At 66.5% G+C, this 26,051-nt stretch carries 26 protein-coding genes; 21 read left to right on the forward strand and 5 right to left on the reverse strand.

Annotated elements, in window-relative coordinates:
- Positions 1-36: 36 nt before the first annotated feature.
- The 6 genes from NO362_RS04270 (at position 37) to NO362_RS04295 (ending at position 6,589) form a co-directional block, all read left to right on the forward strand.
- Positions 37-1,146, forward strand: a complete 1,110-nt coding sequence (locus NO362_RS04270) for an aminopeptidase (protein ID WP_256546242.1) — start codon at positions 37-39, stop codon at positions 1,144-1,146.
- A 114-nt stretch (positions 1,147-1,260) separates the two neighbouring features.
- Complete coding sequence (locus tag NO362_RS04275; RefSeq protein WP_256546243.1) at positions 1,261-1,683, forward strand: 30S ribosomal protein S6e; 423 nt, start codon at positions 1,261-1,263, stop codon at positions 1,681-1,683.
- A 6-nt stretch (positions 1,684-1,689) separates the two neighbouring features.
- Positions 1,690-2,118: a DUF7112 family protein gene (locus NO362_RS04280; protein WP_256546244.1), complete on the forward strand. Its 429-nt coding sequence runs from the start codon at positions 1,690-1,692 to the stop codon at positions 2,116-2,118.
- 90 nt (positions 2,119-2,208) lie between these two features.
- A complete protein-coding gene (gene pepF / locus NO362_RS04285; RefSeq protein WP_256546245.1) occupies positions 2,209-3,999 on the forward strand; it encodes an oligoendopeptidase F in 1,791 nt (596 codons plus the stop codon).
- Positions 4,000-4,061: 62 nt separating this feature from the next.
- Positions 4,062-5,453, forward strand: a complete 1,392-nt coding sequence (locus NO362_RS04290; RefSeq protein ID WP_256546246.1) for an FAD-binding oxidoreductase — start codon at positions 4,062-4,064, stop codon at positions 5,451-5,453.
- A 53-nt stretch (positions 5,454-5,506) separates the two neighbouring features.
- Entirely contained in the window at positions 5,507-6,589 is a 1,083-nt protein-coding gene (locus NO362_RS04295) for an aldo/keto reductase (RefSeq protein WP_256546247.1), read from the forward strand.
- 361 nt (positions 6,590-6,950) lie between these two features.
- Here NO362_RS04295 and NO362_RS04300 read toward each other — a convergent pair whose 3' ends face one another.
- On the reverse strand, positions 6,951-8,492 hold the full coding sequence (locus NO362_RS04300) for a heme-binding protein (RefSeq protein ID WP_256546248.1): 1,542 nt from the start codon (positions 8,490-8,492) through the stop codon (positions 6,951-6,953).
- A gap of 101 nt (positions 8,493-8,593) precedes the next feature.
- Entirely contained in the window at positions 8,594-10,408 is a 1,815-nt protein-coding gene (locus tag NO362_RS04305; RefSeq protein ID WP_256546249.1) for a site-2 protease family protein, read from the reverse strand.
- A 223-nt stretch (positions 10,409-10,631) separates the two neighbouring features.
- Here NO362_RS04305 and NO362_RS04310 point away from each other — a divergent pair, with 223 nt between their 5' ends.
- Positions 10,632-11,171 carry a hypothetical protein gene (locus NO362_RS04310; protein ID WP_256546250.1) on the forward strand — a complete coding sequence of 180 codons (540 nt, stop codon included), beginning with the start codon at positions 10,632-10,634 and terminating at the stop codon, positions 11,169-11,171.
- A gap of 154 nt (positions 11,172-11,325) precedes the next feature.
- Here the strand turns inward: NO362_RS04310 and lysS are convergent, their stop codons facing one another.
- Positions 11,326-12,972: a lysine--tRNA ligase gene (gene lysS, locus NO362_RS04315; RefSeq protein WP_256546251.1), complete on the reverse strand. Its 1,647-nt coding sequence runs from the start codon at positions 12,970-12,972 to the stop codon at positions 11,326-11,328.
- A 3-nt stretch (positions 12,973-12,975) separates the two neighbouring features.
- A complete protein-coding gene (pyrH, locus tag NO362_RS04320) occupies positions 12,976-13,695 on the reverse strand; it encodes a UMP kinase (RefSeq protein WP_256290263.1) in 720 nt (239 codons plus the stop codon).
- A 154-nt stretch (positions 13,696-13,849) separates the two neighbouring features.
- On the opposite strand from pyrH, the gene NO362_RS04325 reads away from it, so the two are divergent.
- The 3 genes from NO362_RS04325 (at position 13,850) to NO362_RS04335 (ending at position 16,563) form a co-directional block, all read left to right on the forward strand.
- Entirely contained in the window at positions 13,850-14,671 is an 822-nt protein-coding gene (locus NO362_RS04325; RefSeq protein ID WP_256546252.1) for a molybdopterin synthase, read from the forward strand.
- Between the two features lie 303 nt (positions 14,672-14,974).
- The gene (locus NO362_RS04330; RefSeq protein WP_121569137.1) at positions 14,975-15,244 is read left to right on the forward strand and encodes a DUF7123 family protein; all 270 of its coding nucleotides are present in this window, start codon (positions 14,975-14,977) and stop codon (positions 15,242-15,244) included.
- Positions 15,245-15,423: 179 nt separating this feature from the next.
- Positions 15,424-16,563, forward strand: a complete 1,140-nt coding sequence (locus tag NO362_RS04335) for a site-2 protease family protein (protein ID WP_256546253.1) — start codon at positions 15,424-15,426, stop codon at positions 16,561-16,563.
- Between the two features lie 55 nt (positions 16,564-16,618).
- Here the strand turns inward: NO362_RS04335 and thiL are convergent, their stop codons facing one another.
- Entirely contained in the window at positions 16,619-17,491 is an 873-nt protein-coding gene (gene thiL, locus NO362_RS04340) for a thiamine-phosphate kinase (RefSeq protein WP_256546254.1), read from the reverse strand.
- Positions 17,492-17,632: 141 nt separating this feature from the next.
- Between thiL and NO362_RS04345 the strand changes: the two genes are divergently transcribed.
- From NO362_RS04345 to NO362_RS04395, 11 genes are all read left to right on the forward strand, one after another.
- Positions 17,633-18,679: a lysylphosphatidylglycerol synthase transmembrane domain-containing protein gene (locus tag NO362_RS04345; protein WP_256290324.1), complete on the forward strand. Its 1,047-nt coding sequence runs from the start codon at positions 17,633-17,635 to the stop codon at positions 18,677-18,679.
- A 326-nt stretch (positions 18,680-19,005) separates the two neighbouring features.
- Positions 19,006-19,461: a 30S ribosomal protein S19e gene (locus NO362_RS04350; RefSeq protein WP_256290259.1), complete on the forward strand. Its 456-nt coding sequence runs from the start codon at positions 19,006-19,008 to the stop codon at positions 19,459-19,461.
- Between the two features lie 67 nt (positions 19,462-19,528).
- A complete protein-coding gene (locus NO362_RS04355; protein WP_256546255.1) occupies positions 19,529-19,891 on the forward strand; it encodes a DNA-binding protein in 363 nt (120 codons plus the stop codon).
- A gap of 7 nt (positions 19,892-19,898) precedes the next feature.
- A complete protein-coding gene (locus tag NO362_RS04360; RefSeq protein WP_256546256.1) occupies positions 19,899-20,498 on the forward strand; it encodes a DUF7411 family protein in 600 nt (199 codons plus the stop codon).
- Positions 20,499-20,558: 60 nt separating this feature from the next.
- Positions 20,559-21,440, forward strand: a complete 882-nt coding sequence (locus tag NO362_RS04365; protein WP_256546257.1) for an EamA family transporter — start codon at positions 20,559-20,561, stop codon at positions 21,438-21,440.
- A gap of 76 nt (positions 21,441-21,516) precedes the next feature.
- Positions 21,517-22,812, forward strand: a complete 1,296-nt coding sequence (hisS, locus tag NO362_RS04370) for a histidine--tRNA ligase (protein ID WP_256546258.1) — start codon at positions 21,517-21,519, stop codon at positions 22,810-22,812.
- 79 nt (positions 22,813-22,891) lie between these two features.
- Positions 22,892-23,428: a universal stress protein gene (locus NO362_RS04375; protein WP_256546259.1), complete on the forward strand. Its 537-nt coding sequence runs from the start codon at positions 22,892-22,894 to the stop codon at positions 23,426-23,428.
- A 13-nt stretch (positions 23,429-23,441) separates the two neighbouring features.
- The gene (truA, locus tag NO362_RS04380; RefSeq protein ID WP_256546597.1) at positions 23,442-24,365 is read left to right on the forward strand and encodes a tRNA pseudouridine(38-40) synthase TruA; all 924 of its coding nucleotides are present in this window, start codon (positions 23,442-23,444) and stop codon (positions 24,363-24,365) included.
- Positions 24,366-24,454: 89 nt separating this feature from the next.
- Positions 24,455-25,102 (forward strand): HAD family hydrolase, encoded by a 648-nt coding sequence (locus tag NO362_RS04385; RefSeq protein WP_256546260.1) that lies wholly within the window; start codon positions 24,455-24,457, stop codon positions 25,100-25,102.
- A gap of 153 nt (positions 25,103-25,255) precedes the next feature.
- Positions 25,256-25,411: a DUF7563 family protein gene (locus NO362_RS04390; RefSeq protein ID WP_199723024.1), complete on the forward strand. Its 156-nt coding sequence runs from the start codon at positions 25,256-25,258 to the stop codon at positions 25,409-25,411.
- Positions 25,412-25,488: 77 nt separating this feature from the next.
- A complete protein-coding gene (locus tag NO362_RS04395) occupies positions 25,489-25,971 on the forward strand; it encodes a DUF5807 family protein (RefSeq protein WP_256546261.1) in 483 nt (160 codons plus the stop codon).
- Positions 25,972-26,051 lie beyond the last annotated feature (80 nt).

The raw sequence follows: 26,051 nt of genomic DNA on the forward strand, positions 1-26,051 counted from the left end.
ATAAGCGTTTTTCACCGCGCCGCGCGAGGACCGAGTATGGACGAACGCATCCACGAACACGCGGAGATCCTTGTCGACTGGAGCGCTCGGATCGAAGAGGGAGACGACGTCGTCGTCAGCGTCGCCGAGGGCGCACACGACCTCGCAGTTGCCGTCGCCGAGGTGCTCGGTGAACGCGGCGCGAACGTCGTCACCACGTACGCGTCAAAAGAAGTTTCTCGCGCGTACCTCCGCGCGCACGCGGGAGACTTCGACGAAGCGCCGGCACACGAACTCGCACTCTACGAGAACGCCGACTCGGTCCTCGCTCTCGGCGGCGGTCGCAACACGTTCGCGACGGCCGACGTCGACGGCGAGACCCGACAGGCTGCCGCCCGCGCGAACCAGCGAGTTCGGGAGGCCCGCCTCGCGACCGACTGGGTCTCGACGGTCCACCCGACCCGCTCGCTCGCCCAGCAGGCCGGGATGTCGTATGAGGCCTACCAGGACTTCGTCTACGAGGCGATCCTCCGCGATTGGGAGTCCCTGGCCGAGGAGATGAGCCGCGTGAAGGACGTTCTCGACGCCGGCAGCGAAGTGCGGCTGGTGTCCGGCGACACCGACCTGACGATGTCGATCGAGGGTCGGAACGCGGTGAACTCTGCGGCCTCTGTCGCTTACGACTCGCACAATCTCCCCTCCGGAGAGGTCTTCACGGCTCCCTACGACACCGAAGGCGAGGTTCGATTCGACGTCCCGATGACCATCTCCGGGGCACGCGTCCGCGACGTCTGGCTCCGATTCGAAGACGGCGAGGTCGTCGACTTCACCGCCGCCGCTGGAGAAGACACTCTCGCCGACCTCATCGATACCGACGCCGGTGCGCGTCGACTCGGCGAACTCGGCATCGGGATGAACCGCGGCATCGACCGCGTCACCGACAACATCCTCTTCGACGAGAAGATGGGCGATACCGTCCACCTCGCGCTCGGGCGCGCGTACGACGCCTGCGTGCCCGCGGGCGAATCCGGCAACGACTCGGCCATCCATACCGACCTCATCACCGACGTTAGCGAAAACTCCCGGCTGGAGGTCGACGGCGACGTGATCCAGCGGAACGGGCGATTCTACTGGGAGGACGGCTTCGAGACCGACTCCGAGACGTAGACTGTCAGCGCCGACAGAACACCGACCAGCACAGGGGCGTGAGCCGCCCCGTACGGCGTTCGCCCGAGAGTCGCTTTCGACGTACTTTTTATCGGCGGCCGTCTCGTCTCCCCTATGGCTGAATTCAAGGTCGTCGTCTCCGACGAGACCGGACACACCCAGCAGTTCGAGGTCGACGGACAGGACGCGAACCGATTCCTCGGTCGCGAACTCGGCGACGAGGTCGACGGCGGTGCCGTCGGTCTCGACGGACTCACCCTCGAACTCACCGGTGGCTCCGACGAGGCTGGCCGCCCGATGCGCGAAAACGTCGCCGGATCGAACCTGAAGGAACTGCTCCTGGAGGGCGGCGTCGGTTACAAGCCCTCCCGCGACGGCGAGCGCAAGCGCATCACCGTCCGCGGTCGGCAGGTCTCCGAAGAGACGGCGCAGGTCAACGCCTCCGTCGTCGACGGCGCAATCGAAGACGTCCTCGGCGGCGACGAGGAAGACGAAGAAGCCGGCGACGAAGCCGACGACGAAGCCGACGAAGAGTAAGCGACCGTGTCCGAGCGCGTCCCGAGCGACCACCCCTCGGTGACGAGCCTTCACGCGACGCTCGCCCGCAGCGGCGGCACCAGACGCCCCTGTCTTCGCCTCCCCGACGGCGTCGCCGCCGAGGAGGGCGACGTCGTCCGACTGCTACTCGACGGTATCACGACGTACGCGCGGGTCGTTTCTGACTCGACCGGGCTGCTCGTTCGCGGGTCCTACGACAACGAACGGCTGGTCCGCGAGCCACGCGAGGGCGAGAACCGACTCGTCGAGTGGTGTGACGAACACGACCGCGACCCCGACGACGCGGTCGAACTCGACGAACTCGATCCGGGATTCTGCTATGGGCTCCGCGAACCCGGTGACCGACTCGTCTACGACGTCCCTGCGCGCCCGAACGAGTCGCTTCAGGACATCGCCTCTTCGCTCCGCGAGTAACGCGTTCGGGTTCTCTCGTCTCGCTTCTTCTCTGTCCCCCAATTTCCCCGCGTGAGTAAGCCTTACCACCACTCCGCTGTTTCTCCAGGTATGAGTCAGGTTCCCGAACGGAGCGAAATCGACACCGAGGACAAGTGGGACCTCGCGAGCATCTACGAGGACGACGAGGCCTGGCAGGCCGCCTACGAGTCCGTCAGCGACCGCGTCGACGACCTCCGGGCGTACGAGGGCCGCGCGACAGAGAGTCCCGAAACGCTGCTCGAACTGCTGGAACTCCGCGAGGAGATCCTCCGAGAGGTCTCGAAAGTGAGCAGCTACGCGAGCCTCCGGAGCGCCGAAGACACCCGAAATCAGGAGTACCAGGCGCTCCAGGCGAAAGCGGAGTCCCTCTCGTCGTCGGCGCAGTCGGCGACGAGTTTCCTCGAACCCGAACTACAGGAACTCGACGAGAGCGACGTCGAGTCGTTCGTCGACGCCGAGCCCGAACTCACGGAGTACGAGCATTACTTCGACGACGTCCTGCGAATGAAGCCGCACACCCGGTCGGCGGAGGTCGAAGAGCTGCTCGCCGAGTTGGGCGAAGTCGCGGGCGCCTCCTCGGACATCTACGGGATGCTCTCGAACGCCGATATGACGTTCCCGACCGTCGAGCGCCCCGACGGCGAGGACGTCGAGATCACGCAGGGGAACTTCACGAAACTCCAGAAACATCCCGACCGTGCGTTCCGCCGGGAGGTCTACGAACAGTTCTACGACGAGTGGGCCGACGTCCGCAACGCCGTCGGCACCTCGCTGAAGAACAGCGTCAAGAAAGACGTGAAGTACGCCCGCGCACGCAACTACGAGACCGCGCGCGAGGCCGCGCTCGACGGCCCCAACGTCCCGGTCGAGGTGTACGACAACCTCGTCGAGACCGTCCGGGAGAACCTCGACAGTCTCCACCGCCACGGCGAACTGAAGCGCGAGGCGCTGGGCGTCGACGACCTCCGGATGTGGGATCTGTATATGTCGATGACGGGTGACGAGGGACCGGAGATCACCTACGAGCAGGCGACCGAGTACATCGTCGACGCGCTCGAACCGCTCGGCGAGGAGTATCAAGAACGGGTCGAAGAAGGCCTGGAGTCGCGCTGGGTCGACGTCTACGAGAACCGCGGCAAGCGCTCGGGCGCCTTCTCGGCCGGCACCTACGACACCCAGCCGTTCATCCTGATGAACTACCAGGACGACATCGCCTCGATGTTCACGCTGGCGCACGAACTCGGCCACTCACTGCACTCCGAACTCGCGAAAGACCAGCAACCTTGGCAGTACGCCGACTACACGATCTTCGTCGCGGAGGTCGCCTCGACGGTCAACGAGACACTTCTGACGCAGCACCTCCTCGAGACTGTCGACGACGACGAACTCCGGATGCACGTCCTCGACGAGTACCTCGAACGCTTCCGCTCGACGCTCTATCGCCAGACGATGTTCGCAGATTTCGAACTCCAGATCCACGAGGTCGCCGAGGCCGAGGGCGCGCTCACGCCCGACCGCTTCGACGAGACGTACCGCGACCTCAAAGCGGAGTTCTACGACCCGGCCGAACTCGACGACCGGATCGCCCGCGAGTGGATGCGCATTCCGCACTTCTACTACAACTACTACGTCTATCAGTACGCCACCGGCATCTCGGCCGCCGTCGCGATCGTCGAGCGCATCCTCGAAGAGGGCGAGGACGCCGCCGCGGCGTACCGCGAGGCGCTGGCGCTCGGCGGCGCCGAATACCCGATGGACGTCCTCGACACCGCCGGGGTCGATATGACCTCGCCGGAACCGATCGAATCCGCGCTCTCGGTGTACGACGACTACCTCGATCAGATGGCCGACCTGCTCTAAGCCGCGGTTTCGGAGGCGGCGTCAGCCCCAAGCGGTAAGCCACACCACGTCTTCGACCCGATATGGACGCGAATCGAGAGGCGCGAGCGATCGCCGCCTCGCTCCCGTTCGATCAGTTTTCGTCGGGACTCGACGGGTCGCTCGTCACGCCGACGGACGATTCCTACGCGGCGGCGCGCCGCGTCTGGAACGGGATGGTGAACGAATACCCCGCGGCCATCGCGTACTGCGAGAGCACTGCCGACGTGCGAGCGAGCGTCGCGTTCGCTCGCGAGCACGACGTCGACCTCACGGTCCGAAGCGGCGGCCACAGCGTCTCGGGTGCGTCGGTCGCGTCCGGAGCGCTCGTCGTCGACTGCTCCCGAATGGAGTGGGTGCGCGTCGATCCCGACGACCGGACGGCGCGCGTCGGCCCGGGAGCGACCTGGGGCACAGTCGACCGCGCGACTCAGTCGTTCGGCCTCGCGACGCCCGGCGGGGTCTTCTCGGACACTGGCGTCGCCGGCCTCACGCTCGGCGGCGGAACGGGCTATCTCTCGCCGAAACACGGTTTCACGGCCGACAACCTCCGGTCGATCGACGTCGTCACCGGCGAGGGCGAGCGCGTAACGGCGGGTCCGGACCAACGCACAGACTTGTTCTGGGCGGCCCGCGGCGGTGGCACCGTCGGCATCGTCACCGCGTTCGAGTTCGACCTCCACCCGCTGGATCACGACGTGCTCTACTTCGAGTCGTGGCTGCCGATCGATGCCGCCCCCGACGCGCTCCGAGCGTACCGCGAGTACCAAGGCGACGCACCCGACGAGTCCTGTGTCTCGCCGTACTTCGCTGCTGTCCCGGCGACGGCGGAGTTTCCGGCCGACCGGCACGGCGAGTTCGCTTTCGTTCTCTCGGGGGTCTACGCGGGCGATCCTGTGGCCGGGCGCGACGAATGTGCACCGTTCATCGACCGGGCGGACGCCTTCGCGGCGTCGACCGACACGATGGCGTACACCGACCTCCAGACGATGATGGACCACGACTTCCCCGACGGCCGTCACTACTTCTGGAAGTCGGTGCCGCTCCCGGAACTCGGCGACGACGCGATCGATCTCCTCGCCGACACGGCGACGAGCGCCCCCTCGGAACTCTCGACGGTTGTCGTCTGGCCGATGCACGGCGCGGTCGAACGCGTCTCCGACGAGACGAGTCCGGTGGTCGGCCGAGACGCGGCGGTCGTCGTGAACGTCGAAGCCGCCTGGGACGACCCGATGGCGACGCCGGAGAACGTCCAGTGGGTGCGCGAGACCTGTCGAGAGTTCCGCGCTCTCGACTCCACGCCGGGCACGCTCCCGAACTTCGCCGGCGGGAGCGCCCCCGACGCCGACGACGTGTACGCGACGCACGCAGACCGACTCCGCCGGGTGCGCGAGCGATACGACCCTGCGGGTGTCTTCCGATACGAGCGCGAGTGACTCTGTAGCGCGGTAGCAGACAGTATAAGTGAATCGACCCCTAACCGTGGGATATGAACCATCGGACACTGGGCGATTCCGACGTCGAAGTGAGCGAAGTCGGCTTCGGCGCGTGGGTCGTCGGCACCGACTGGTGGGGCGACCGGACGCGATCGGACGCGATCGAGATGATCCACCACGCCATCGACGAGGGCATCACGTACTTCGACACCGGCGACGTGTACGGTCACGGCGAAAGCGAAGAAGTCCTCGGCGAGGCGCTCGCCGACTACCGCGAGGAGGTCACCGTCGCCACGAAAGTCGGCTACGACTTCTACAACAACCCCCAGGCTGGACACGGCGAACTCCCGAAGGAGATGTCCGGCGAGTGGGTCCGCTCGGCGACCGAAAAGAGCCTCGATCGGCTCGATATGGAGTACGTCGACGTTCTCCAGCTCCACAACGCGAACGTCGAGGAAGTCGACGCCGACGTTCTCGAAGCGCTCGATGAACTCCGCGAAGAGGGGCTCGTCCGCTCGATCGGCTGGGCGCTCGGCCCCTCGATCGGCTGGCTCGCTGAGGGCGATATGGCGATCGAAGAGGAGTTCGACTCCCTGCAACTCGTCTGGAACCTCTTCGAGCAGGAGGTCGGCAACCACTTCCTCGACACGATCGAGAAGACCGGCTCCTCGACCAGCCTCATCCCGCGCGTGCCGCACTCCTCGGGCCTCCTGAACGAGCAGGTGACGCCCGAGACCGGCCACGACCTCGACGACCACCGCGGCTTCCGCCCCGACGCGTGGTACGAGACGGGCTGGGAGAAAGTCGACGCGCTGCGCTTCCTCGAACGCGACGGCGAGCGCACGATGGGACAGGCCGCCATCGCCTACCTCCTCACCTACGACGAGGTCGCGTCGGTGACGCCGACGTTCCACACGAAAGAAGACATCACCGAGTGGGCCGCCGCCTCCGAGGTGCCGAAACTCTCCGACGAGGAGATGGCGCGCGTCGCCGACCTCTATGCGGACAACTTCGGCGTCGACCGCGACGACGGGATGGACGAACTCCGCTCGTCGGTCGGCGGCGAGGACATCCGTGCCGCCGGGATCGACAAGCGCGCGACGAGCGGACCGCGAAACTCCGCGTCCTCGGACTGATCCTCACCTCTCGCCGTGACCGATCGAAAAACAGCGTTTTTCGTGCTGACCGCGGTCGCACACGTCGTATTGACCCTCTGGGTCCGGCGTGATGCGCGCGAACGCGACGTCGGCCCGTCGCCGTGGGATACCCTGACGCTCCTGACGGGCGTCGTCGGCGTCCTCGGATACCGGCGGCGGCGCTGACTGACCGTCTCGCCGGATTCACCGCTCGCGACCGTCTGTCGTCGACGAGCGGGCGAAATAAAATCCGAACCCCCTCGTTTCGCTTCGAAACCGGATGACTGCGGTGTGTCATACGCTGCAGTCGCAGGAAGGCGTGGAGTGGAAGCGACCCTCTGTGAGTGGTCGGAACGTTCTGTTACGCCAAGAAGACGTGTCGCGGCCGGTCAGCGAGGATGTCGCGACCCCACTGGACCGTCTCGCTGAACTCGTCGGAGCGGAAGAACGCCATCGCGTCCTCGCGGGCGTCCCACTGGCTGGAGATGAACATATCGTTCTCGTCTTCGACGTTCACCATCAGGTCGGTGTCCTGGTGACCCTCCATCTCTTCGAGGAGTTCTCCGACGGTGTCGAACGTGTCGACGAAGTCTTCCTGATGCTCGGGCTTGACCGTGTAGAACATCCCCATCGTTCCGAAGCCGGACTCCTCGCCGGCGCGGGAGACGATCTCGGGGAGTTCCGAGAGGAAGCCCGCGGCCGTCTCGGCAGCAGATTGGGTGTCCCAGATGCTCACGACGGCGCTGCGGTCGCGCCCGCGGGCCTCGTAGACCGCAGTCTTGACGTGCGTGCCGTAGTGCTCGAAGTTCCCCCGCAGGCCCTCGACTTCGTCGAACAGTTCGTCGGTGTCGGCCTCGGAGTAGAGAACCGTCGCGTAGACGTCTTCGCCGTGCGGCTGACCGGCGTAGATGTCCAGATCGGCGAGTTCCGCGCGGATGTCGCCGTCGTCGCTCTCGGAGTCGGTCGCGTGAGCGGCGCCGTGGTGGCCGTCGCCGTCTTCGCCGCCGTGTCCGTGCCCGTCACCGTGGGCAGATTCGCCGTGGCCGTGTTCGTGACCTTCGCCGTGAGCGTGTCCGTGGCCGCCCTCGCCGTGGGCGTGCCCCTCGTCTTCGTGTTCGCTCGTCGGGACGGCCGCGCCGTCGAGATACGCGCCGAGGTCTGCGGGCGGGAAGCGGCGGCCGACGTAGAACTGGCCGAATTCCCCGTACTTCGAGGAGACTTCGTCGAAGCGCATATCGTAGACGATGTCTTTGATGTCGGTCGGATCACCGGCAAAGAGAGTGACGCCCCACTCGTAGTCGTCGAAGCCGACCGAGGAGGCGATGACCTGCTTTATTTTGCCGGCGTACTCCTTGCCGGTCTCGGCGTGCGTCGCCATCATCTCCGCTCGGTCCTCCATCGAGAGGTCGTACCAGTTGTGCTCCTCGCCGCGGCGCTTCGACATCGGGTAGAACGCGACGTACTCGTCGTCGGGGATCTCCGGCGTCAGTTTGTCTTCCATATACGTCCGGATTCCCTGGTCGACGGATTCTGGGTCCTCGAAGTACTCGGGTGCGGTGTACCCCGATATTTCGACGACAGAGACGTAGGAGGTCGGCTGTTCGGTGAACTCCGCGAGTGCGGTCTGTTCGAACTGACGCTCGGCCCGCGAGAGGTCGTCGAGCGTGGGCCGGAAGTGGACGACGAGCAGGTCGGCCTTGTGTCCGAGGACGGAGAAGACGGCCGACGCCCCCTCGTCGGCGTCGATGTCGGCGACGTCCTCGTGACGGTCGAGGTACGCCGTCCCCTCCTCGACTGCGCGCTCGCGCTCGCGCTCGGGCGCGTCGCGCCACGCGTCCCAGTCGATGGTGCGGAAGTCGTGCAGCACGAACCAGCCCTCGTCTGTCGGTGGGGCCTCTGGCATACGCCGGGGTTAGCACGCCACCCGTATGGGCGTTGCGAGTCGTTCTCGGCCGACGGGAATCGATCTGCGGCGTGGCCGCGGGGTCGCAGCCGAAATTTGCCTTACCCGCCGAGGACGGTCGGGCCGAACACGAGCAGCAACAGCGACGCCAACATCGTCAGTCCGATGCCGGTCGTGATGGTTGTCACGACCCGATCACGGTCCGAGATCGGCAGTCGCGAGACGACCGCCTCGACGCTCGCTCGGAGGATTCGCCCGCCGTCGAGCGGGTAGCCGGGGATGCAGTTGAACAGCCCGAGCTGGAGGTTGATCCACGCCATCCAGAAGGCGACGTTCGCGAGGAGGAACACGCCCGTCCCGAGGAAGCCGAGCGGTCCGGTGATGGCGTAGAAGTTGAACACGGCTCCGGTGAAGCCGGGGAAGTTCGGGATTCCCAGCACGAGTGACGCGAGGGGGAGCACGAGCGCGACGTAGACGGTCGCGAGCGGCGAGTCCGCGACGGGGCCGGTGAGCCCGGTCGCGTCGGGACCGCCGTCGCCGCCGAGGAGTTCCACGTACGTCCCTGCCGGGTACGACTGCACGCCGAAGTCAGTTATTAGCAGCCCGCTCGTCCCCGGGAAGATGTTGACGCCGAGGAAGCCGGTGCCGTCCCGGGGGTTCTCGCCGAGCGTCACCTCGTAGGTCTCGACCGTCCCGTCGTGGTAGAGCTCGACAGCGACCGTCTGGCCCGGCTCGGTCGTGTCGAGCGCGCGGGTGAGTTCCGTCGAGGAGACGACGCGCTCGCCGTCGATCGCCATCACGATCACGCCCGGATCGGTCGGCGCGCCGGACTGTGCGAGCGGTCCGTCCTGAGCGACTCGCGTGAGGTACGCGCCGACCGGGATCGTGACCGTTCCGCGGTCGGTCGTGAGCTCTGCGAAGCGACTCTCACCGACGGCTTCGGCGAAGCCCGTCCGCGTGTAGACCGCCGAGCCGTTCACCTGGGTGACGGCGATCGGTTCGCCCTCGATACTGAGGTTCGCCGGGTTTCCAGCCACCGACCCCGCGACGACGAGCGACCGCTGGACGTCGACGGTTCGCACCTCCCGATCAGCCGCGCTCTCGCCGCTGTCGAGTTCGACTGTCACTGTTCGCTGGTCGGTGCCGAGCAGAGCCGTATCGAGTGAGCTCTCGTTGCTCACGGGGACGCCACCGACGGCAGTGATCCGATCGCCCTGTGCGATCCCCGCGGTCGACGCGGGCGAGCCGTCGTAGGCGCCCTGAACGGCCATCCCCGGCGCGACGCCGATGCTCCCGATGATCGGGCCGAAGAGGAGGACGAACGCGACGAACGTGACGAAGAAGTTGTTCGTCACGCCCGCGGCGAACATCCGGGTCCGACCGCCGCGGCTGGCGTTTCGCTGGCTCTCCTCGTTGGGTTCGACGAACGCCCCCAGCGGAATGATGGTGAAGAGGAAGACGCCCATCGACTCGATGTCGATGTCCTCGACGCGACAGAGGATGCCGTGGCCTCCCTCGTGCACCACGAGGCCGACCAGCAGGCCGAAGACGATCTCGGGGGCGACAGAGAGCGGTAGGAAGTCGTTGACGCCGGGGATCACGAGGAAGTTCTGTGGCTGATTCACCGAGGACGGCGGCGGCGGGTTGCGCGCGATCGCGATCCCCTGCGCGAGCAGGAAGAAGAACATCCCCGCCATCACGACGAGGGTCGCGCCGACGCCGAGGTTGGTCCACGCGCGCCAGAACCGCTTCGGGGTCGCGATCCAGTCGATGAAGTCCCGGCCGCGTTTCGTGTGGACGGTCGTGAACGGTCCCTGGATTCGAACGGAGGAGGGCAAGAGTCCGCGCTGCGAGAGGAAAAGCGCGGCTGCCGAGTACGCGGCGAGCCCGACGAGCACCCACAGAAGCGTGTTCATCGTCGGAACGCAAGGGTCGCGCGCAGAAAGATGTTCCCTCTCTACCTTTTTACTGCGCCGAGTGTACCGAAGGCGCACCCTCCTTGCAAAACGCTGGTTCAAAAACTGCTGCGAGTCTCGCGGTCTACGCGCTTGCGACTGGCTCTCGGCCGCAAACGCAGCCGATGGGCTGCGATTCTCCCCGTGCGAACCCCTTTTGCCGATGCCGCGCAATCCACGGTAAATGTTCGACAGCCGCTCTTACGAGGTCCGCCAGAAGATCGCCATCGGGAACAAGTACCGCGTCTACGAGGACGACACGCCGATACTCGAATCAGCCCAGAAGAAGTTCCGGCTCAAGGAGGACTTTCGCTTCACCGATCCCGAGACGGGTGCCGAGCGCTTTCGAGTCAAAGCCAGCAGCATCCTCGACATCGCGGCCGCCTACGACATCGTCGACTCCCAGTCGGGCGAGCGCGTCGGCGCGGTCAAACGCGAGGCGATCTCGTTTTTCAAACACGAGTACTCGCTGCTCGCCCCCGACGGGACCGTCGTCGCGAGTATCCGCGAGGACAACGTCCCGCTGGCGATCGCCCGCCGCCTCCTCACGACGCTGATTCCGTTCTCCTACGAGGTCGTCACGCCGGACGGACGCGTCGTCGGCGAGGCCCACGAGCACTTCTCGCTCCGCGATAAGTACTCGATCGAACTCCACGGCGACGAGGTCGACCCCCGGCTGCTCGTGGTCGGGATGGTGGTGGTCGACGCGATCGAGGAGAATTAACACCCACCTTTTTTCACCGGGGCCTCGGGCCGCCTTCGGCGGCGCTCGACCCCGGCCAAAAAAGCTGGATCAGAAACCCGCTCGGCTCGCTGCGCTCGCCTCGCGGTTCGATCGCCCGTCTCCGCGCCGCACCGCACTGCACCAAATTACACCGCTACGACTCGCGCCGCAACCGTGCGACGACGAACTCGGTGTCGAGTTCGCCGAGGAACTCCCCGAGACGCGGCCCCTGCGGCTGATCGAAGAACAGCAGATAGCCCGCCTCGAAGAAGTCGCCGACCTCGATGTCGTGCCGGCGCGCCGTCTCGTACATCTCCCCTTGGATCTCCTCGCCGTCGTGCCCCGCCGCGACGAACTCCGCGAGCTCGTCGAGTGCGGTCGCGACCGCGTCGTCGACGTCGACCTCCGGGAGGTCTTCCTGGATCCGGTAGTTGTACTCGTTGTCCAGGCGTTCGGCCCACGCCCGGGCTCTGTCGACGCGCTCGAGTGCCTCCTCGATCGCCCACTCGGGCGTGTCGTCGTCGAAGTACCCCTCGTTGCGGGCCATCTCGATCCGGAGGTCGCGGTCGTCGGTCATCCCGAGGACGGCCGCGAACGTGTAGGGAAGCCGCACGCGGTCCTCGCGCACCTCGTCGACGACGAAGGGGTACGCGCGCTCGGCGAACGCGGTCAGCGTCTCGTCGTCGACGTCGCCGAAGTACGCCCGCTCGAAGCGGTCGAAGTCGTCGACGAGTTGGTCCAGTCGGGAGATGTCGAGGTCCCGGGCCTTCCGGGGATTGAGCGCGAAGAAGTACCGGAGTACCTCGGGTTCGAGGAGGTCGAGCATCTCCGGGACGGTCACGATGTTGCCCTGCGAGGACGACAGCGCCTCGCCGTTGAGCGTGAACCACTCGTAGACCATCGGCACGGGTGGCTCGATGCCGAGGACGTTGCGGGCGATGTCCTCACCGGACGGCCACGATCCCTCGGCGTGGTCCTTGCCGAACGGCTCGAAGTCGACGCCGAGCACCTGCCACTGTCCGGGCCACTCGAAGCGCCAGGGGAGTTTCCCTTCCCGGAACGTTGCCGTGCCCTCGTGGCCGCAGCCTTCGATGGTCTCGTCGCCGACGGTCATATCGGTACAGACGTAGTCGACAGTGCCGGCCTCGAGGTCGATCGACGTGACCCTCTCGGTGATCTTCCCGCACTCCTCGCAGATGGGGTTGAACGGAACGTAGTCGGCGTCGACCTTCGCCTGGTACTCCGAGAGCACCTCCCGCGCCGTGTCGGCGTGCCCGAGGACGTGCTCGACGACCTCGTCGAAGGTGCCGTCTTCGTAGAGTTCGGTGTTCGAGAGCATCTCGACCGGCACACCGAGGCGGTCGGCGTCGGCTTTCAGGAGCGCCGCGAAGTGAGCGGCGTAGGATTCAGACTCCCCGAACGGGTCCGGGATGTCCGTGTACGGCCGCCCGAGGTTCCGGCCGAGTGCCCCGGCGTCGACGTCGCCGAGACCGACGATGTTCCCGTCCGTATCGGCGAGCTTTCGGGGGAGTTTCCGGAGCGGGTCGCGGTCGTCGCTGGTGAAGACCTGCCGGACCTCGTGACCGCGCTCGCGGAGCACCGCAGCGACGAAGTAGCCACGCATAATCTCGTTGAAATTCCCGAGGTGGGCGACGCCGGAGGGGGAGACGCCGCCTTTGATCACGATCGGGTCCTCGGGATCGCGTGCCTCGATCTCGTCTGCGACCTCGTCGGCCCAGAACGCGCGCTTCGGCTCCGCACTCGCGTCGTCTGCGTCTTGCGTCTCTCTGTCTTCGCTCATCGGTTATCGCTGCGTCCAGTAGCTCGGTTCGCCGTCGACGCCCGTCGGGACGATGTCGGTGCCGGTGTGCTCGCCGCGGAGGACGGCGTCCTCGATCCGACTGGGGTCGGTTCCGTCGAGCACGATCGTCCGCATCTCCGCGCGCTCGATGAGCTTCGCGGCCAGCAGATCGACCGGGGCCGACGCGCCGGCGTCGCGACTCATCGGGGCGATCACGTCGACCAGTTCCCCACCAGTCAACTGTTCGTACTTCTCGGCGTCGTCGTCGGTGCTCGGGTCGGCGCTGTAGACGCCGTCGACGCTGGTCGCGTAGACGAGCAGGTCGGCTCCGACGTACTCGGCGAGGGCCGCCGCGACAGCGTCGGTCGTCTGCCCGGGCATCACGCCGCCCATCACCGAGACGTCGCCGCGCCGGATCGCGTCGCCGGCGTCCTCGTAGTCGTGGGCGACTTTCGGGTCGACGCTGGGACCGAGTGCGGCGATGAGCAATCGGGCGTTGATTCGGGTCACGTCGATGCCGATCTGGTCCAACTGAACCTCGTTGGCTCCCAGCTCGCGGGCCGCGCCGATGTAATCGCGCGCGACGCCGCCGCCGCCGACGACGGCGCCGATCTCACAGCCTTCCTCCGCGAGTGTCTCGACGACCGCTGCGTGGCCCTCGACGCGCCTGGCGTCGAGGTCCGGAGCGAGCACGCTCCCACCGATGGAGACGACGACTCTCATTGCACCGACGTTGCCGCGAACCGGGCTTAAGGGTTGTCAACCGCGTACGCGGGGCCGCAGCGCCACGAGCGAGTAACGTCTGCTGTGGGTCGCCCCGCCGCGTGCAGCACCGTAGCCGACAGGATAAAGCCGCTTCCCGCCCCGAATTCGGAGTATGCAGGTACTCGGAGTCGTTGGACCCGGCGCGCTCGCTCTCTGTGAACGCGTTGCACCGCATCTGGACGGCCGCGTCGCCCTCGTCGAGCAGCAGCCGGGCGAATTCGGGCAGTCACAGGCGGATATGTCGGTCCGCTCGAGCTTTCAAGGGCGCCCGGACGGGACGGATGCGGCGTACGAAATCAGTGGCGACGGCGTCTGGGCCGCTGCGGGCGAGGGGCGGAGCCTCGAAGACGTGCTCGACGATCTCGCGCCACAGTACGACCACGCTCTCCTCACGGGTGCTCCCGACACGACGTTCCCGACCGTTGCGCTCGGTGGCGAGGAAGCAGAAAACGTCGCCATCGAAGCCGAAACCGTCGACGACGTCGACGTCGAGGCTGTCCTCGATGCGCTCGCGGACGCCGAACCCCACGTGACGCTGGACACGCTGGTCGAACAGGTGAAGGCGTCGCCGCGGGCCGGCCGTGCGGGGGCCATCGCGACGTTCACGGGTCGGGTCCGCGCCAAGGACGGCGAGGACGACCCGGAGACGCTCCGACTCACTTTCGAGAAGTACGAGGGCGTCGCCGAAGAGCGGATGCGAACGATCGAGTCGGAACTGATGGAGCGCGAGGGCGTCGAGGAGGTCGTCCTCTTCCACCGGACGGGGGCGCTTGAAACAGGCGAAGACATCGTCTTCGTCGTCGTCCTCGCCGGGCACCGCGAGGAGGCCTTCGAGACAGTTTCCGACGGGATCAACCGTCTCAAAGACGAGGTTCCGATCTTCAAGCGCGAAACGACCGTCGAGGAGGACTTCTGGGTCCACGATCGGCCCTGATACGTTCGCATTACTGACTCATCCGACGCGTCGCGGGCGCGGCTCTTTCGTACTAACCGGATCTTTTTGCCGGCGTACACCTCCCATACCGGGGTCAAACGACGGTCTCTGACTACAACTTCTTCCAAATAAACAATCTTGAAATAAACACACAGAGAAATTTTTAAAAGGTCTAAAAGATACTGAATACGTCTTAAAACAACCGTCTGACGACGATTTACCGGTGAATCGAGCCGAATTTCCACCAACGTTCCTCCCTTTATATACTCCCCTGACGACAAGGGGTGAGTGAGGTGACACTCAATGAGCGCAACCGCGACACCCTCCACTGACGCCACCGGCGAAGACCTGTCCAAAGAAGAGCGCCTGAAGTCCTTCCTGCTGGACAAGGCGCAGGACGGGGAGATGTACTTCAAATCGAAGTTCATCGCCGACGAAGTCGGTCTCTCTCCCAAGGAGATCGGCGCGCTGATGGTGAAACTCAAAGACTCCGCCTCGGAGCTCACCGTCGAAAAGTGGTCGTACACGAGCGCGACCACGTGGCGTATCGAACCCGCACAGGACGCGGCGTAACCTCGGATCGCGCTCCCACGAGCCCGTCCGACCGCAGGTTCCGTGGTGCCACGCTGTAGACCGCCCGACAAACGTCCCCCATTTTCCCCCATTCGTCGACCACCGAGCAGTCTCGACGCTCTGCGCACGACTCTCTTCCGTCGGGGAGTTTATCCGACTGTACGCCATATCACGTCGTGATGGATTCCCCCGATTCGGCGGCGGAGCCGCCGGTCGACGACCTCCAGTCGGTGTTTCATCTCCACGAGACCCGACGCGACGGGGACCGCGTGCTCTTTTACGGCCAGTCGCTGGTCCCAGAGCAGATGCTGGTCCGTGAGGTGTGGGAGCCGTTCCGCGAGGCGGGCTACGAGGTACAGGTGTCGACGACGCGGGACAACCGCCAAGACGTCGTCGTCGCACGCCCCGTGACGAACGGCGTCGACGGCGTGCCGTGGAAGAATCTCGGGCTCTTCCTCGCGACGATCGTTTCGACGCTTCTGGTGGGCGCGCTGACGTGGTACTACATCCCGCTCTCGGACGTGCTCGCGAATCCGCTCCTCGTGCTCCGAGCCTGGCCCTTCACGGCGGCCGTCCTCGGAGTGCTCGCGACCCACGAACTCGGTCACTACGCCCTGGGACGGTACCACGGCGTCGACGTGTCGCTCCCCTACGTGATTCCCTTCATTTTCCCGTTCGGGACGCTCGGCGCAGTCATCCGAATGCGCGGGCAGATGCCGGACCGGAAGACGCTGTTCGACATCGGCGTCGCGGGGCCGCTAGCCGGCCTGGCGGCGACGATCGTCGTCACTGCGGTCGGCCTCACACTCCCGCCGGTCGAGGTGCCGCCGTGGGCGCTCCAGGGGAGCGGGCAGGTCATCGTGTTCAACAATCCGCCGCTTTTGAACCTCCTCGCGGGGCTCCTCGGCGAACCGACCGAGTACGCCGACCCGACAGTCGCGGTCAACCCCGTCATCATCGGCGGCTGGGTCGGGATGTTCTTCACCGTCCTGAATCTACTTCCGGTCGGGCAACTCGACGGGGGGCACGTCCTGCGCGCGATGCTCGGTGAGTCCCAAGAGCGCGTCGCAGCGCTCGTTCCCGCCGTCCTGTTCGGGCTCGCCGCGTACCTCCACTACGGACTCGGCTACGCGCTGAACGAATCGGTCGGACTGTGGGCGTTCTGGGGACTGCTCTCGGCCGTGATCGCGTTCAAAGGACCGGCGGATCCGATCGACGACTCACCGCTCGATACGCCGCGGGTGCTCGTCGGAATCGCCACCTTCGCGCTCGGCGCGCTCTGTTTCCTCCTCGTGCCGATCGAAGTGATGGCAGTCTGATCTTATCGTGGTCTGATCGAGCGAGAATCGGGGCTCCGCCGAGAACCCGACGCGTTCACCCGTGGGTGTAGCCCTCATCGGCCAGCAGTTCGCCGTCGACGAGGACCCCGTCCTCGGTGACGTCGCCGACGACGGTGAGGGGTACGGGCGATCCTGCCTTCGCAGCGTCGACGGCTTCGGACGGCAACGTACAGACGAGTTCGAAATCCTCGCCCACGGTCGTCGTCATCTCCCATCTATCAGCCGCGTCCACGGCGTACTCCTCGACCGCGTCGTGGACGGGCACCTCCTCCGAGGAGACCTCGAATCCGACCCCCGAGGCCTCCGCGAGTTGGTGTAGCGAGCGGGCGAGGCCGTCCGAGGAGTCCATCATCGCCGTCACGTGGGGAGCGAGCGCGACGCCGGCCGCGACGCGGGGTGTGAACTGAAACAGCTCGTTCCCGCGTTCAGTGTCGCCGGCGGCGAACGCCCGGAGGGCAGCGGCGGTCCGTCCGAGCGCGCCAGTCACACAGACGACCTCGCCGGGAGCCGCACCGGAGCGCAGTACCGGAGCGTCCGTCTCGCCGAGCGCCGTCGTCGCGACCGTAAACTCGCTCGTGGTGTCGAGGTCGCCGCCGACGTATTCGGCGTCGACGGCCTCACAGACGTCCACTGCACCGTCGAGAAACGCGTCGAGTTCCGCTTCGTCGAGCGTCGGCGCGGCGTAGGCGGCGACCGCGGCGGTCGCGGACGCGCCCATCGCGGCCACGTCCGAGAGCGACGCGCCGACCGCGCGCCAGCCCGCCGTGTAGCGGGCCGTCCCGGCCGGGAAGTCCGTCGACTCGTGGAGCATATCCGTCGTCACGACGAGTCCGTCGACGACGGCGGCGTCGTCGCCAGCGGCCGGGAGCGAAGCCGCGAGCCGCCGGAGCGCCGAACGTTCGTCCATAGGGGGCGTCCGCCCCGGGTGGGCAAAAACCCGACGTCACGCTGTCGATGGCGAGTGTCCCCGGTACCCACGTCCGTGAACGACTCCCACACCGTCGGGTGTTTCGATGGCTTGATGCCCGGAAGCGCCGACGAGCAACGTATGGCCCGCGAGAACGTTCGAGCAACGATTCTCGGCTTCCTCGCGACCGTGGGCGTTTTCGCACTCCTGTTTTACTTCGCCGGCGTCGACGACCTGCTCAATACGCTGGGGATGGCCGATCTCGGCTACGTCGCGCTGGTCGTTCTCGCCATCTTCGCGTGGCTCGGTGCCTGGAGTCTCGCGCTGAACACCGTCCTCGACGTCCTCGGCGTCGATCTGTCGTATTTCACGTCGTTTCTCGTCTTCGCAGGCGCGACCTTCTCTAACAACGTCACGCCGTTCGGCCAGGCCGGCGGCGAACCCGTGACGGCGTATCTCATCTCGCAGGCGGCCGACGCGGAGTACGAACGGAGCCTCGCCGCCATCGCCAGCGTCGACACGCTCAACTTCGTCCCGTCGATCACCATCGCGCTCGTCGGGGCGGGCTACTTCGCCACGGAGGTCGCACTCGGTTCCAACGAGAACCTCCTCTTGGCGTTCGGGGCGGTCGTCGTGCTCGCGCTGGCGGTGCCCACGCTCGTCTACGTCGGCTGGAAGCGTCGCTACCGCCTCGAATCCCGCGTCGTCGACGCGCTGACACCAGTCATCCGGTCGATCGCAGACTGGATTCCGCGCGTTCCCGTGCCGACGCCCGAGGGCATCGAACGCCGCATCAACGGCTTCTTCCGGGCGATCGAGCGCGTCGCCTCCAACCCTCGCGGACTCGCGCTGGCGCTCGGCGCGTCGGCGACTGGCTGGCTCTGTCAGATGGTCGCCCTCTGGCTGGCGTTCGGCGCGATCGGCGTCGACGTCCGCCTCTCGATCGCGCTCATCGTCGTCCCGATCGCGGCAATCGCGGGCGTGACGCCGCTACCCGGCGGTGCTGGCGGCATCGAGACCGTGCTCGTAGTGCTGCTGCTCGCCGCGCCGCTTCCGCAGGTGACCGAACCGATCGCGGTCGCGGCCGTCGTCATCTTCCGCGGGGCCGTCTACTGGATCCCGACCGTACTCGGCGGCGTCGTCGTGGCCTGGATCGGGAGCGGAATCGGCATCGGAGCCGATAGCTGATAGGGATTATCGTACGTCTCCATAGATGTCTCGCCGGACGATACGGCGAGAATCTCCGAACAGTTACGATAATCCCTATGATACTGTCGGACAGAACGATGTGAAGCGTATCGGCACCCCGCAGGGGCCAACACGATTCACGGACTTCTGTCCGACAGTACGAGACTGACAGACGCGACTGCTTCGAGAGATTCCGCGACTCGGAGCGACGACGACTCCACGGACACGTGTCCGACAGTCTGCGGGCTCACAGCAGTGAGGTTCCGTCTCACGGGCTGTAGACCCGATACGATGGCTTTAAACGACGCCGTCGGGAATTGATCCCTATGGTAAGTGTCTACGACGTTCCGGCCGACGCCCTCATCGAGGACGTCGCCGACCGCCTCTCGGATCGAATCGAGGAGCCCGACTGGATCGAGTACGCCAAGACCGGCCAGACCCGCGAGCTCCCGCCGCAGCAGGACGACTTCTGGCACGTCCGCGCCGCGTCGCTCCTCCGCAAGGTCGCCAAAGAGGGCCCGATCGGCGTCGACCGCCTCGCGACGGAGTACGGCGGCCGCAAGCGCGGCTCGAACCGCTACCGCGTCTCCGGCAACAGCTCCGGCAACGGCAGCAAGAAGATCATCCGGAAGATCCTCCAGCAGCTCGAAGACGAGGACCTCGTCGAGACCGCGAAGGGCCAGGGCCGCCGCATCACCAGCGAGGGGCAGAGCTTCCTCGACAACGCCGCCTCCGACGTGCTCGAAGAGCTCGACCGCCCGGAACTCGAACGCTACGCGTAATTTCGCCCACGACTGTCGAGGCCGAACGACGTAACCGTTTTTAGCGCCGCGACGGAATCGTAAGGCGATGAGTGGAAACCCCGACGACGACCGACTGGAGGAACTGCGCGAAAAGAAGATGCAGGAGCTCCGCGACCAGGCTGAGGGTCAGCAGGGCGGGCAGGCCAACGAGGCCGCACAGGACGCCGCGCGCGACCGGGCCGAGGCCCAGCAGGAGGCGATGCTGAAGCAGTATCTCACCGACGGGGCGCGACAGCGTCTGAACGCCGTCGAGATGTCGAAACCCGACTTCGCCGAGTCGGTGAAGAAACAGATCGTCGCGCTCGCACAGAGCGGCCGCATTCAGGACCGCATCGACGAGGATCAGATGCGAGACCTGCTCCGGGAGCTCCAGCCCGAATCGAAGAGCTTCGACATCCGCCGGCGGTAGCGGGCTCGTGGACCTCGCGCTCCTCTACAGCGGCGGGAAAGACTCCACGCTCGCCGCGCTGTTTCTCGATTCCTTTTACGACGTGACGCTCGTCACCGGCTGTTTCGGCGCTACCGACGACTGGGAACACGCCGAAGCCGCCGCCGACCGGCTCGGCTATCCCTTCGAGGTCGTCGACTTGGATCGGTCGGTCGCCGAGGAAGCGACGGCGCAGATGCTCGAGGACGGCTACCCGCGGAACGGTATCCAGCGGGTGCACGAGCACGCCCTCGAACGGGTCGCCGAACTCGACGTCGACGCCGTCGCCGACGGGACGCGTCGCGACGACCGCGTTCCGACGATCTCGCGCGCGCAGGCGCAGAGCCTCGAAGACCGACACGGGGTCGACTACCTCTCGCCGCTCTCCGGACTGGGACGGCGCGCTATCGACCGCGTGGTCGAGAAGACGCTGGCCGTCGAGACGGGGCCGTCAGAAACGATCCCGAAGGGCGATTACGAAGCCGAACTTCGGGCGCTGATCGCCGCCGAGCACGGCCACTCGGCCGTCGACTCGGTCTTCCCCGATCACACTCAGTCGTACGTCCGCGGACTCCGTGAGGACGGGTAGCCCGGGACGCTCCCGGCCGGAATCCGAACACATTTCTCCCGATGACGGCCACGTCGAGACGTGTTCTCGCTCTCTCCCGGCATCGGCTACTCCCTGGCTGCGGCCCTCGTCTGGGGGACGTACATCTTCGCCCTCAAGCAGTACTTCGAGGAGTACCCCGGCACGGTCCTGACGGTCGGTATCAACGCCGCGGCCGTCGCGTGGTATCTCCCGCTCACGGTTTACCGCACCGACCCCGCTACTGTGCCCTCGCTCGCGTCGTTCGGCCTGCACGAGGGAGCGATCGTTCTCGGGACGATCCTCGCGACTGCGGCGGCCTTTCTGATCTTCCTGCGGGCGCTCGAGGCGGGTGAGGTCTCCTACGTCGCACCGATCAGCAAGATCGTCCCCGTATTCGTCCTGCCGATAGAGGTGGTCTTCCTCCAGCAGCGACTCACGCCGCTGCAGGTCACGGGCGTCGTCGTCGCGACGCTCGCGGTGTACGTGGCGAACTACCGCACCGGCTCGCTCTTGGATCCGATTCGGAAAGCGGCCTCCTCGCGAGCGGCCCAGTTCGGACTCCTGAGTGCGGCCTGTTTCGCCCTCAGCGACGTCGGCAAGCGGGTGGCGCTTCAGGAACTCGCCCTGCCGCTGGAACTGTGGGTCCCGACGGTGCTCGGCGGCGTCCTCGTGGCTGTGCTCCCGCTTGCGGTCCGCGAGTGGGTCCCGATCCGCGATGCGCTGCCGAAGTTCCTGCTCGCGGGTGGCGGCGTCGCGCTCGGCGAGCACATCACGTCGCTTGCGCTTTCGACCGTGCCGGCGTCGATCGCGTCGCCGATCATCAACACGCAGGCGGTCGTCGCGGTGCTTCTCGGCGGTGTTCTCCTCCGGGAGGACGCCTTCCGTACTCGACTCGTCGCGGCCGCGCTCGCCGTGGTCGGCGTCGGCCTCATCGCGGCCTGACGTGACGGCTTGGGGCGGCGGCACCTCCCTGCGCGCCTTCAACAGTTTCAAGCGCGACACCGCCGAAACCCGCGGTATGTACGACCGACTCAAGGGCTTTCGGGACTTCTACCCCGAGGAGATGGCCGCCCGGCGGCAGGTCGTCGACACGCTCGAGGACGCCGCCGCCCGGTACGGCTTCCGCGAGATTTCGACGCCAGCGCTCGAACGCACGCAGATGTACGTCGACAAGAGCGGCGAGGAGATCGTCGAGGAACTGTACGCCTTCGAGGACAAAGGCGGCCGCGGGGTGTCGCTGACGCCGGAGCTGACGCCGACGGTCGCGCGGATGGTCGTCGCCAAGCAACAGGAACTCTCGAAGCCGATCAAGTGGTACTCGACGCGGCCGTTCTGGCGCTTCGAGCAGGTCCAGCAGGGGCGGTTCAGAGAGTTCTACCAGACGAACGTCGACATCTTCGGCTCTTCGGCCCCCGAAGCCGACGCGGAGGTGCTGGCGTTCGCCGCCGACGCGCTCACCGATCTCGGCCTGACCGGCGAGGACTTCGAGTTCCGCGTCTCCCACCGCGACATCCTCGGCGGCCTCCTCGAGACGTTCGACGCCGACGTCGACACCCGCGCTGCGATCCGCGCGGTCGACAAGCGCGCGAAAGTCGAGGAGACCGAATACCTCGGGCTGCTCTCGGACGCCGGCCTCTCCTACGAACAGGCCGAGGAGTTCGACGACCTGGTCGCGACGGGCGACCTCGACGAGATCGCGGCGTTCGGCGGCGACGACGTCGAAGCCGCCGTCGAGAACCTCCGGAACGTCCTCGCGGCCGCCGAAGACTTCGGTGCGCGGGAGTTCTGTGAGGTGTCGCTGACGACGGCCCGCGGCCTCGATTACTACACGGGCGTCGTCTTCGAGTGCTTCGACTCGACGGGCGAGATTTCCCGATCCGTCTTCGGCGGCGGTCGCTACGACGACCTCATTGAGAGCTTCGGCGGCCAGCCCACCCCGGCGGTCGGCGTCGCCCCCGGACTCGCCCCGCTCTCGCTGCTCTGTCAGCGCGCCGGCGTCTGGCCCGACGAGGCGCTCGCGACCGACTACTACGTCCTGACTGTCGGCGACACCCGCGAGGTGGCTTCGCGGATCGCCCGCGACCTCCGCGCGGCGGGTAACGTCGTCGAAGTCGACGTCTCCGATCGGAGTTTCGGCGCGCAGATGGGCTACGCCGACGGCATCAACGCCGAGACCGTCGTCATCGTCGGCGAACAGGACCTCGCGAACGGCGAGGTGACGGTGAAAGATATGGGCTCCGGCGAGCAGACGACCGCTCCAGTCGACTCTTTCCCCGGCGACCGCGCGTCGCCGACCTACGACGACCTCGTCTGATACCGACTTCGCGTTTCCTCTCGACTACGCGATCCGCTCACGCGGTGGAATTTTATCTCTCCTGGCGCGTCTATGTGGTATGTACGACACGATCCTCGTCCCCGTCGACGGGAGTGCACCGAGCGACGCGGCGGCCGACCGTGCGATCGCGATGGCACGGGACACCGAGGCGACGCTCTCTGTCCTCTCGGTCGTCGACGTCCCGCGCCTCTCGGCTGCCGGACTCGACACCGAGGCGTTGCTCGACGGATACGAAGCGGAGGCCGAGCGCCACGCTGCAGCCGTCGCCGACCGTGCCCGCGAGGCCGGCGTCGACGTCGAGACCGCTGTCCGCCGCGATTCACCGTACCAGGCGATCCTCGATCAGATCGACGCCGTCGACGCGGACCTCGTCGTGATGGGCAGCCACGGCCGTCACGGCCTCCAACGCTACCTCCTCGGGAGTACGACCGAGCGCGTGCTCAGACTCGCGGCGATCCCCGTCTTAGTGCTTCGCGGCGACGACAGCAGCTATCACGCCCCCGACGCCGCCCACCGCGATGCCGCCGGTCACGACGTCGAAACTCCCGCGGACGATGCCGACGCGCCGAACGAGTTCGACACTGCGGATGAGTGAGCGCGCAGAGCGCGTGCGTGCTTTCCGAGTCGCCTACGACGGTCGTCCGTTCCACGGTTTCCAGCGACAGCCCTCGGTTCCGACGGTCGAGGACGCCATCTTCGACGCGCTCGATTCCCTGAACGTGTTCGATCGGACCGCACAGGACAAACCGACGAACTACGCGGCGGCCGGCCGCACGGACGCCGGTGTCTCGGCGCTGGCGCAGACCGTCGCGTTCGAGTGTCCCGCGTGGTGTACGCCGCGAGCGCTGAATAGCGCGCTACCGGCCGGCGTCCGAGCGTGGGCGGCCGCGGACGCAACCGCGGACTTTCACGCGACGCACGACGCCGCCCGCCGCGAGTACGTCTACGACCTCTACGCCCCCGACCTCGACGACGAACGCGCGACGGCTGCTGCGGCGGAACTCGACGGCGAGCACGACTTCCACAATCTCACGCTCGACGATCGGGGGACCGTCCGCGACGTCTCTATCCACGTCGAACGCGACGGCGAGTTCCTGGTGCTTCGCGTCGGCGCCGGCGGCTTCCCGCGCGAACTCGTCCGCCGGCTGGCGTCGGTCGTCCGGAGCGTCGCCGCAGGGACTCGGAGTCTCGACGACGTGCGACGACTCCTCGGCCCCGACGCACTCGACGGTCCCGAGGGAGTTCCGTCGGCACCCCCCGAGCCGCTGCTGCTCGCGGCCGTCGACTACCCCGCGCTCGACTTCGAACGCGACCCGCAGGCCGCGGCGAGTGCAGCCGACGTGTTCGCGGCGCGCCGACGTGACGGTCTCGCTCGCGCCCGCGTCGCCGGTCGCATCGCCGACAGCATCGACGGTAGCCTCGACGACAGCGTCGCCGGCCGCACCGCCGACAGCATCGACGGTAGCCTCGACGACAGCGTCGCCGGCCGCACCGCCGACAGCATCGACGGTAGCCGCGACGGCCCGAGATAGCGCTGCCACTCTTGCCGTCTCGATAGCGCTCGGGAGTCGAAATGAGCACTCATAGCAAGCGTTTGAAGACTCCGGTTCGGACGGTACGTATGGCGTACGACGCGATCCTCTTCGACAACGACGGCGTGCTGACCCGTCCGACCCCGACAGCCGTGCACCGGGCAGCAGTCCGAGCGGCGTTCGCCGAGTTCGACGTCGAACCCACGACGGAGGCCGTCGACGCTATCATCCACGGCGGCCTCTCGCGCATCCGCGCGGTGTGTTCGCTCTTCGACCTCGATCACGAGACGTTCTGGCCGCGGCACGAAGCCAACGCCGCGGCAGCCCAGCGAGCGGCTATCGAGCGCGGCGAGAAGACGCTGTACGCGGACGTCGACGCCCTCTACGACGTCGACCGGACGCTCGGCGTCGTCAGCAACAACCAACACGAAACGATCGAGACCATCGTCGACCACTGGGAACTTCACGAACTGTTCACGCTCGCGACGGGACGCGAGCCGTCTGTCGAAGGGTTCCGCCGCCGGAAGCCCTCGGCGCACTATCTCGAATCGGCGATCGAGGAGATCGGCGGCGAGAGCGTCCTATACGTCGGCGACAGCAACGTCGACATCGTGGCCGCGAACCGCGCGGGCGTCGATTCAGCGTTCGTCCGCCGCCCGCACCGCACGGAGTACGAACTCGTCGCCGACCCCACCTACGAAGTCGAATCGCTCGATGCTATCGCCGCCCTCTGCTGATACTGTCGGACAGAACTCTCCCCTCCCTCCGATACGCCGACGGCTCCGATCTGCGCTGGGTGATCCGCCGTGTCGAAGTGGCTGGCCGAAAATTTCCAGGTATAATATGTTAGTCCCTAAATATTATTTTGATTCAATACAAACCTCCGATCGATGCCGAATTGCGAGAACTGCGGCTCGTTCGTCACTGCGGAGTACGTCCGGGTATTCGCGCCGAACGGAATGGAGCACCCACGCGTCTGTCCGAACTGCGAAGACAAAGTCCGCGACGGGGCCGACGTCCGCGAAGCGCGGGCGACGAGACACTGAGAGGACCGTGGGGGCGACGCCGCGATCGCGGCACCGGATTTCACGCGGCTTTTATCGCTCGACGGCCTTTCGACGCTATGAGCCAACTCGAAGACTTCCTCGCCGGTGAGCGCCACGAGGACGTCGCGCTGTTTCTCACCGACGAGTACCTCGACAGCCAAGGAAAGCTTCCGAAGATGGGCGAGACGGTCGATTCGGGCTACGTGCTCGTCGTCCCCGGCGACGACGGCCGGCGCGCGTTCGCCGCCGGCACCGGAATGGACGCGATGGAGTTCGCTCGCGGCGCGATGGATCAGCGCGGACACATCTCTCGGACGCTCGACGGCGGCGAGTGTCCAGCCGACGACGGCGACGACGAGGACCACGCGGTTGAGTTCATCTTCGCCTTCTCGGAGGCGCAAAACGAGGAAGTGGGCGGCCTCTACGCCCACGGCGACGTCATCCACGCCTACGCGCACTGCGCGTGCGGCGAGAGCTACTCCGATAAGTGGGTCGTCGGCGAGGAGACCGAGACGGGCGTCCAGCCCGGCGGCGCCGAACCGGTCGAAGACGTCGAATAGCGCGCGCTCGGACCGCCGGTTCCGAAAATCCGCTTTTTCCGCAGTTCCGTACTCGCAACTCCGTGAATTGCGACCCCGTA

It is taken from the genome of Halobellus inordinatus (genome assembly GCF_024498335.1).
GTDB classification, from domain to species: domain Archaea; phylum Halobacteriota; class Halobacteria; order Halobacteriales; family Haloferacaceae; genus Haloquadratum; species Haloquadratum inordinatus.

Excerpts from the sequence above, each read along its gene's own strand:
- NO362_RS04270 (WP_256546242.1), top strand. The coding sequence starts at position 37 with ATGGACGAACGCATCCACGAACACGCGGAGATCCTTGTCGACTGGAGC.
- NO362_RS04275 (WP_256546243.1), top strand. The coding sequence starts at position 1,261 with ATGGCTGAATTCAAGGTCGTCGTCTCCGACGAGACCGGACACACCCAG.
- pepF (WP_256546245.1), top strand. The coding sequence starts at position 2,209 with ATGAGTCAGGTTCCCGAACGGAGCGAAATCGACACCGAGGACAAGTGG.
- NO362_RS04290 (WP_256546246.1), top strand. The coding sequence starts at position 4,062 with ATGGACGCGAATCGAGAGGCGCGAGCGATCGCCGCCTCGCTCCCGTTC.
- NO362_RS04295 (WP_256546247.1), top strand. The coding sequence starts at position 5,507 with ATGAACCATCGGACACTGGGCGATTCCGACGTCGAAGTGAGCGAAGTC.
- NO362_RS04300 (WP_256546248.1), bottom strand. The coding sequence starts at position 8,492 with ATGCCAGAGGCCCCACCGACAGACGAGGGCTGGTTCGTGCTGCACGAC.
- NO362_RS04305 (WP_256546249.1), bottom strand. The coding sequence starts at position 10,408 with ATGAACACGCTTCTGTGGGTGCTCGTCGGGCTCGCCGCGTACTCGGCA.
- NO362_RS04310 (WP_256546250.1), top strand. The coding sequence starts at position 10,632 with ATGTTCGACAGCCGCTCTTACGAGGTCCGCCAGAAGATCGCCATCGGG.
- lysS (WP_256546251.1), bottom strand. The coding sequence starts at position 12,972 with ATGAGCGAAGACAGAGAGACGCAAGACGCAGACGACGCGAGTGCGGAG.
- pyrH (WP_256290263.1), bottom strand. The coding sequence starts at position 13,695 with ATGAGAGTCGTCGTCTCCATCGGTGGGAGCGTGCTCGCTCCGGACCTC.
- NO362_RS04325 (WP_256546252.1), top strand. The coding sequence starts at position 13,850 with ATGCAGGTACTCGGAGTCGTTGGACCCGGCGCGCTCGCTCTCTGTGAA.
- NO362_RS04330 (WP_121569137.1), top strand. The coding sequence starts at position 14,975 with ATGAGCGCAACCGCGACACCCTCCACTGACGCCACCGGCGAAGACCTG.
- NO362_RS04335 (WP_256546253.1), top strand. The coding sequence starts at position 15,424 with ATGGATTCCCCCGATTCGGCGGCGGAGCCGCCGGTCGACGACCTCCAG.
- thiL (WP_256546254.1), bottom strand. The coding sequence starts at position 17,491 with ATGGACGAACGTTCGGCGCTCCGGCGGCTCGCGGCTTCGCTCCCGGCC.
- NO362_RS04345 (WP_256290324.1), top strand. The coding sequence starts at position 17,633 with ATGGCCCGCGAGAACGTTCGAGCAACGATTCTCGGCTTCCTCGCGACC.
- NO362_RS04350 (WP_256290259.1), top strand. The coding sequence starts at position 19,006 with ATGGTAAGTGTCTACGACGTTCCGGCCGACGCCCTCATCGAGGACGTC.
- NO362_RS04355 (WP_256546255.1), top strand. The coding sequence starts at position 19,529 with ATGAGTGGAAACCCCGACGACGACCGACTGGAGGAACTGCGCGAAAAG.
- hisS (WP_256546258.1), top strand. The coding sequence starts at position 21,517 with ATGTACGACCGACTCAAGGGCTTTCGGGACTTCTACCCCGAGGAGATG.
- NO362_RS04375 (WP_256546259.1), top strand. The coding sequence starts at position 22,892 with ATGTACGACACGATCCTCGTCCCCGTCGACGGGAGTGCACCGAGCGAC.
- NO362_RS04385 (WP_256546260.1), top strand. The coding sequence starts at position 24,455 with ATGGCGTACGACGCGATCCTCTTCGACAACGACGGCGTGCTGACCCGT.
- NO362_RS04390 (WP_199723024.1), top strand. The coding sequence starts at position 25,256 with ATGCCGAATTGCGAGAACTGCGGCTCGTTCGTCACTGCGGAGTACGTC.
- NO362_RS04395 (WP_256546261.1), top strand. The coding sequence starts at position 25,489 with ATGAGCCAACTCGAAGACTTCCTCGCCGGTGAGCGCCACGAGGACGTC.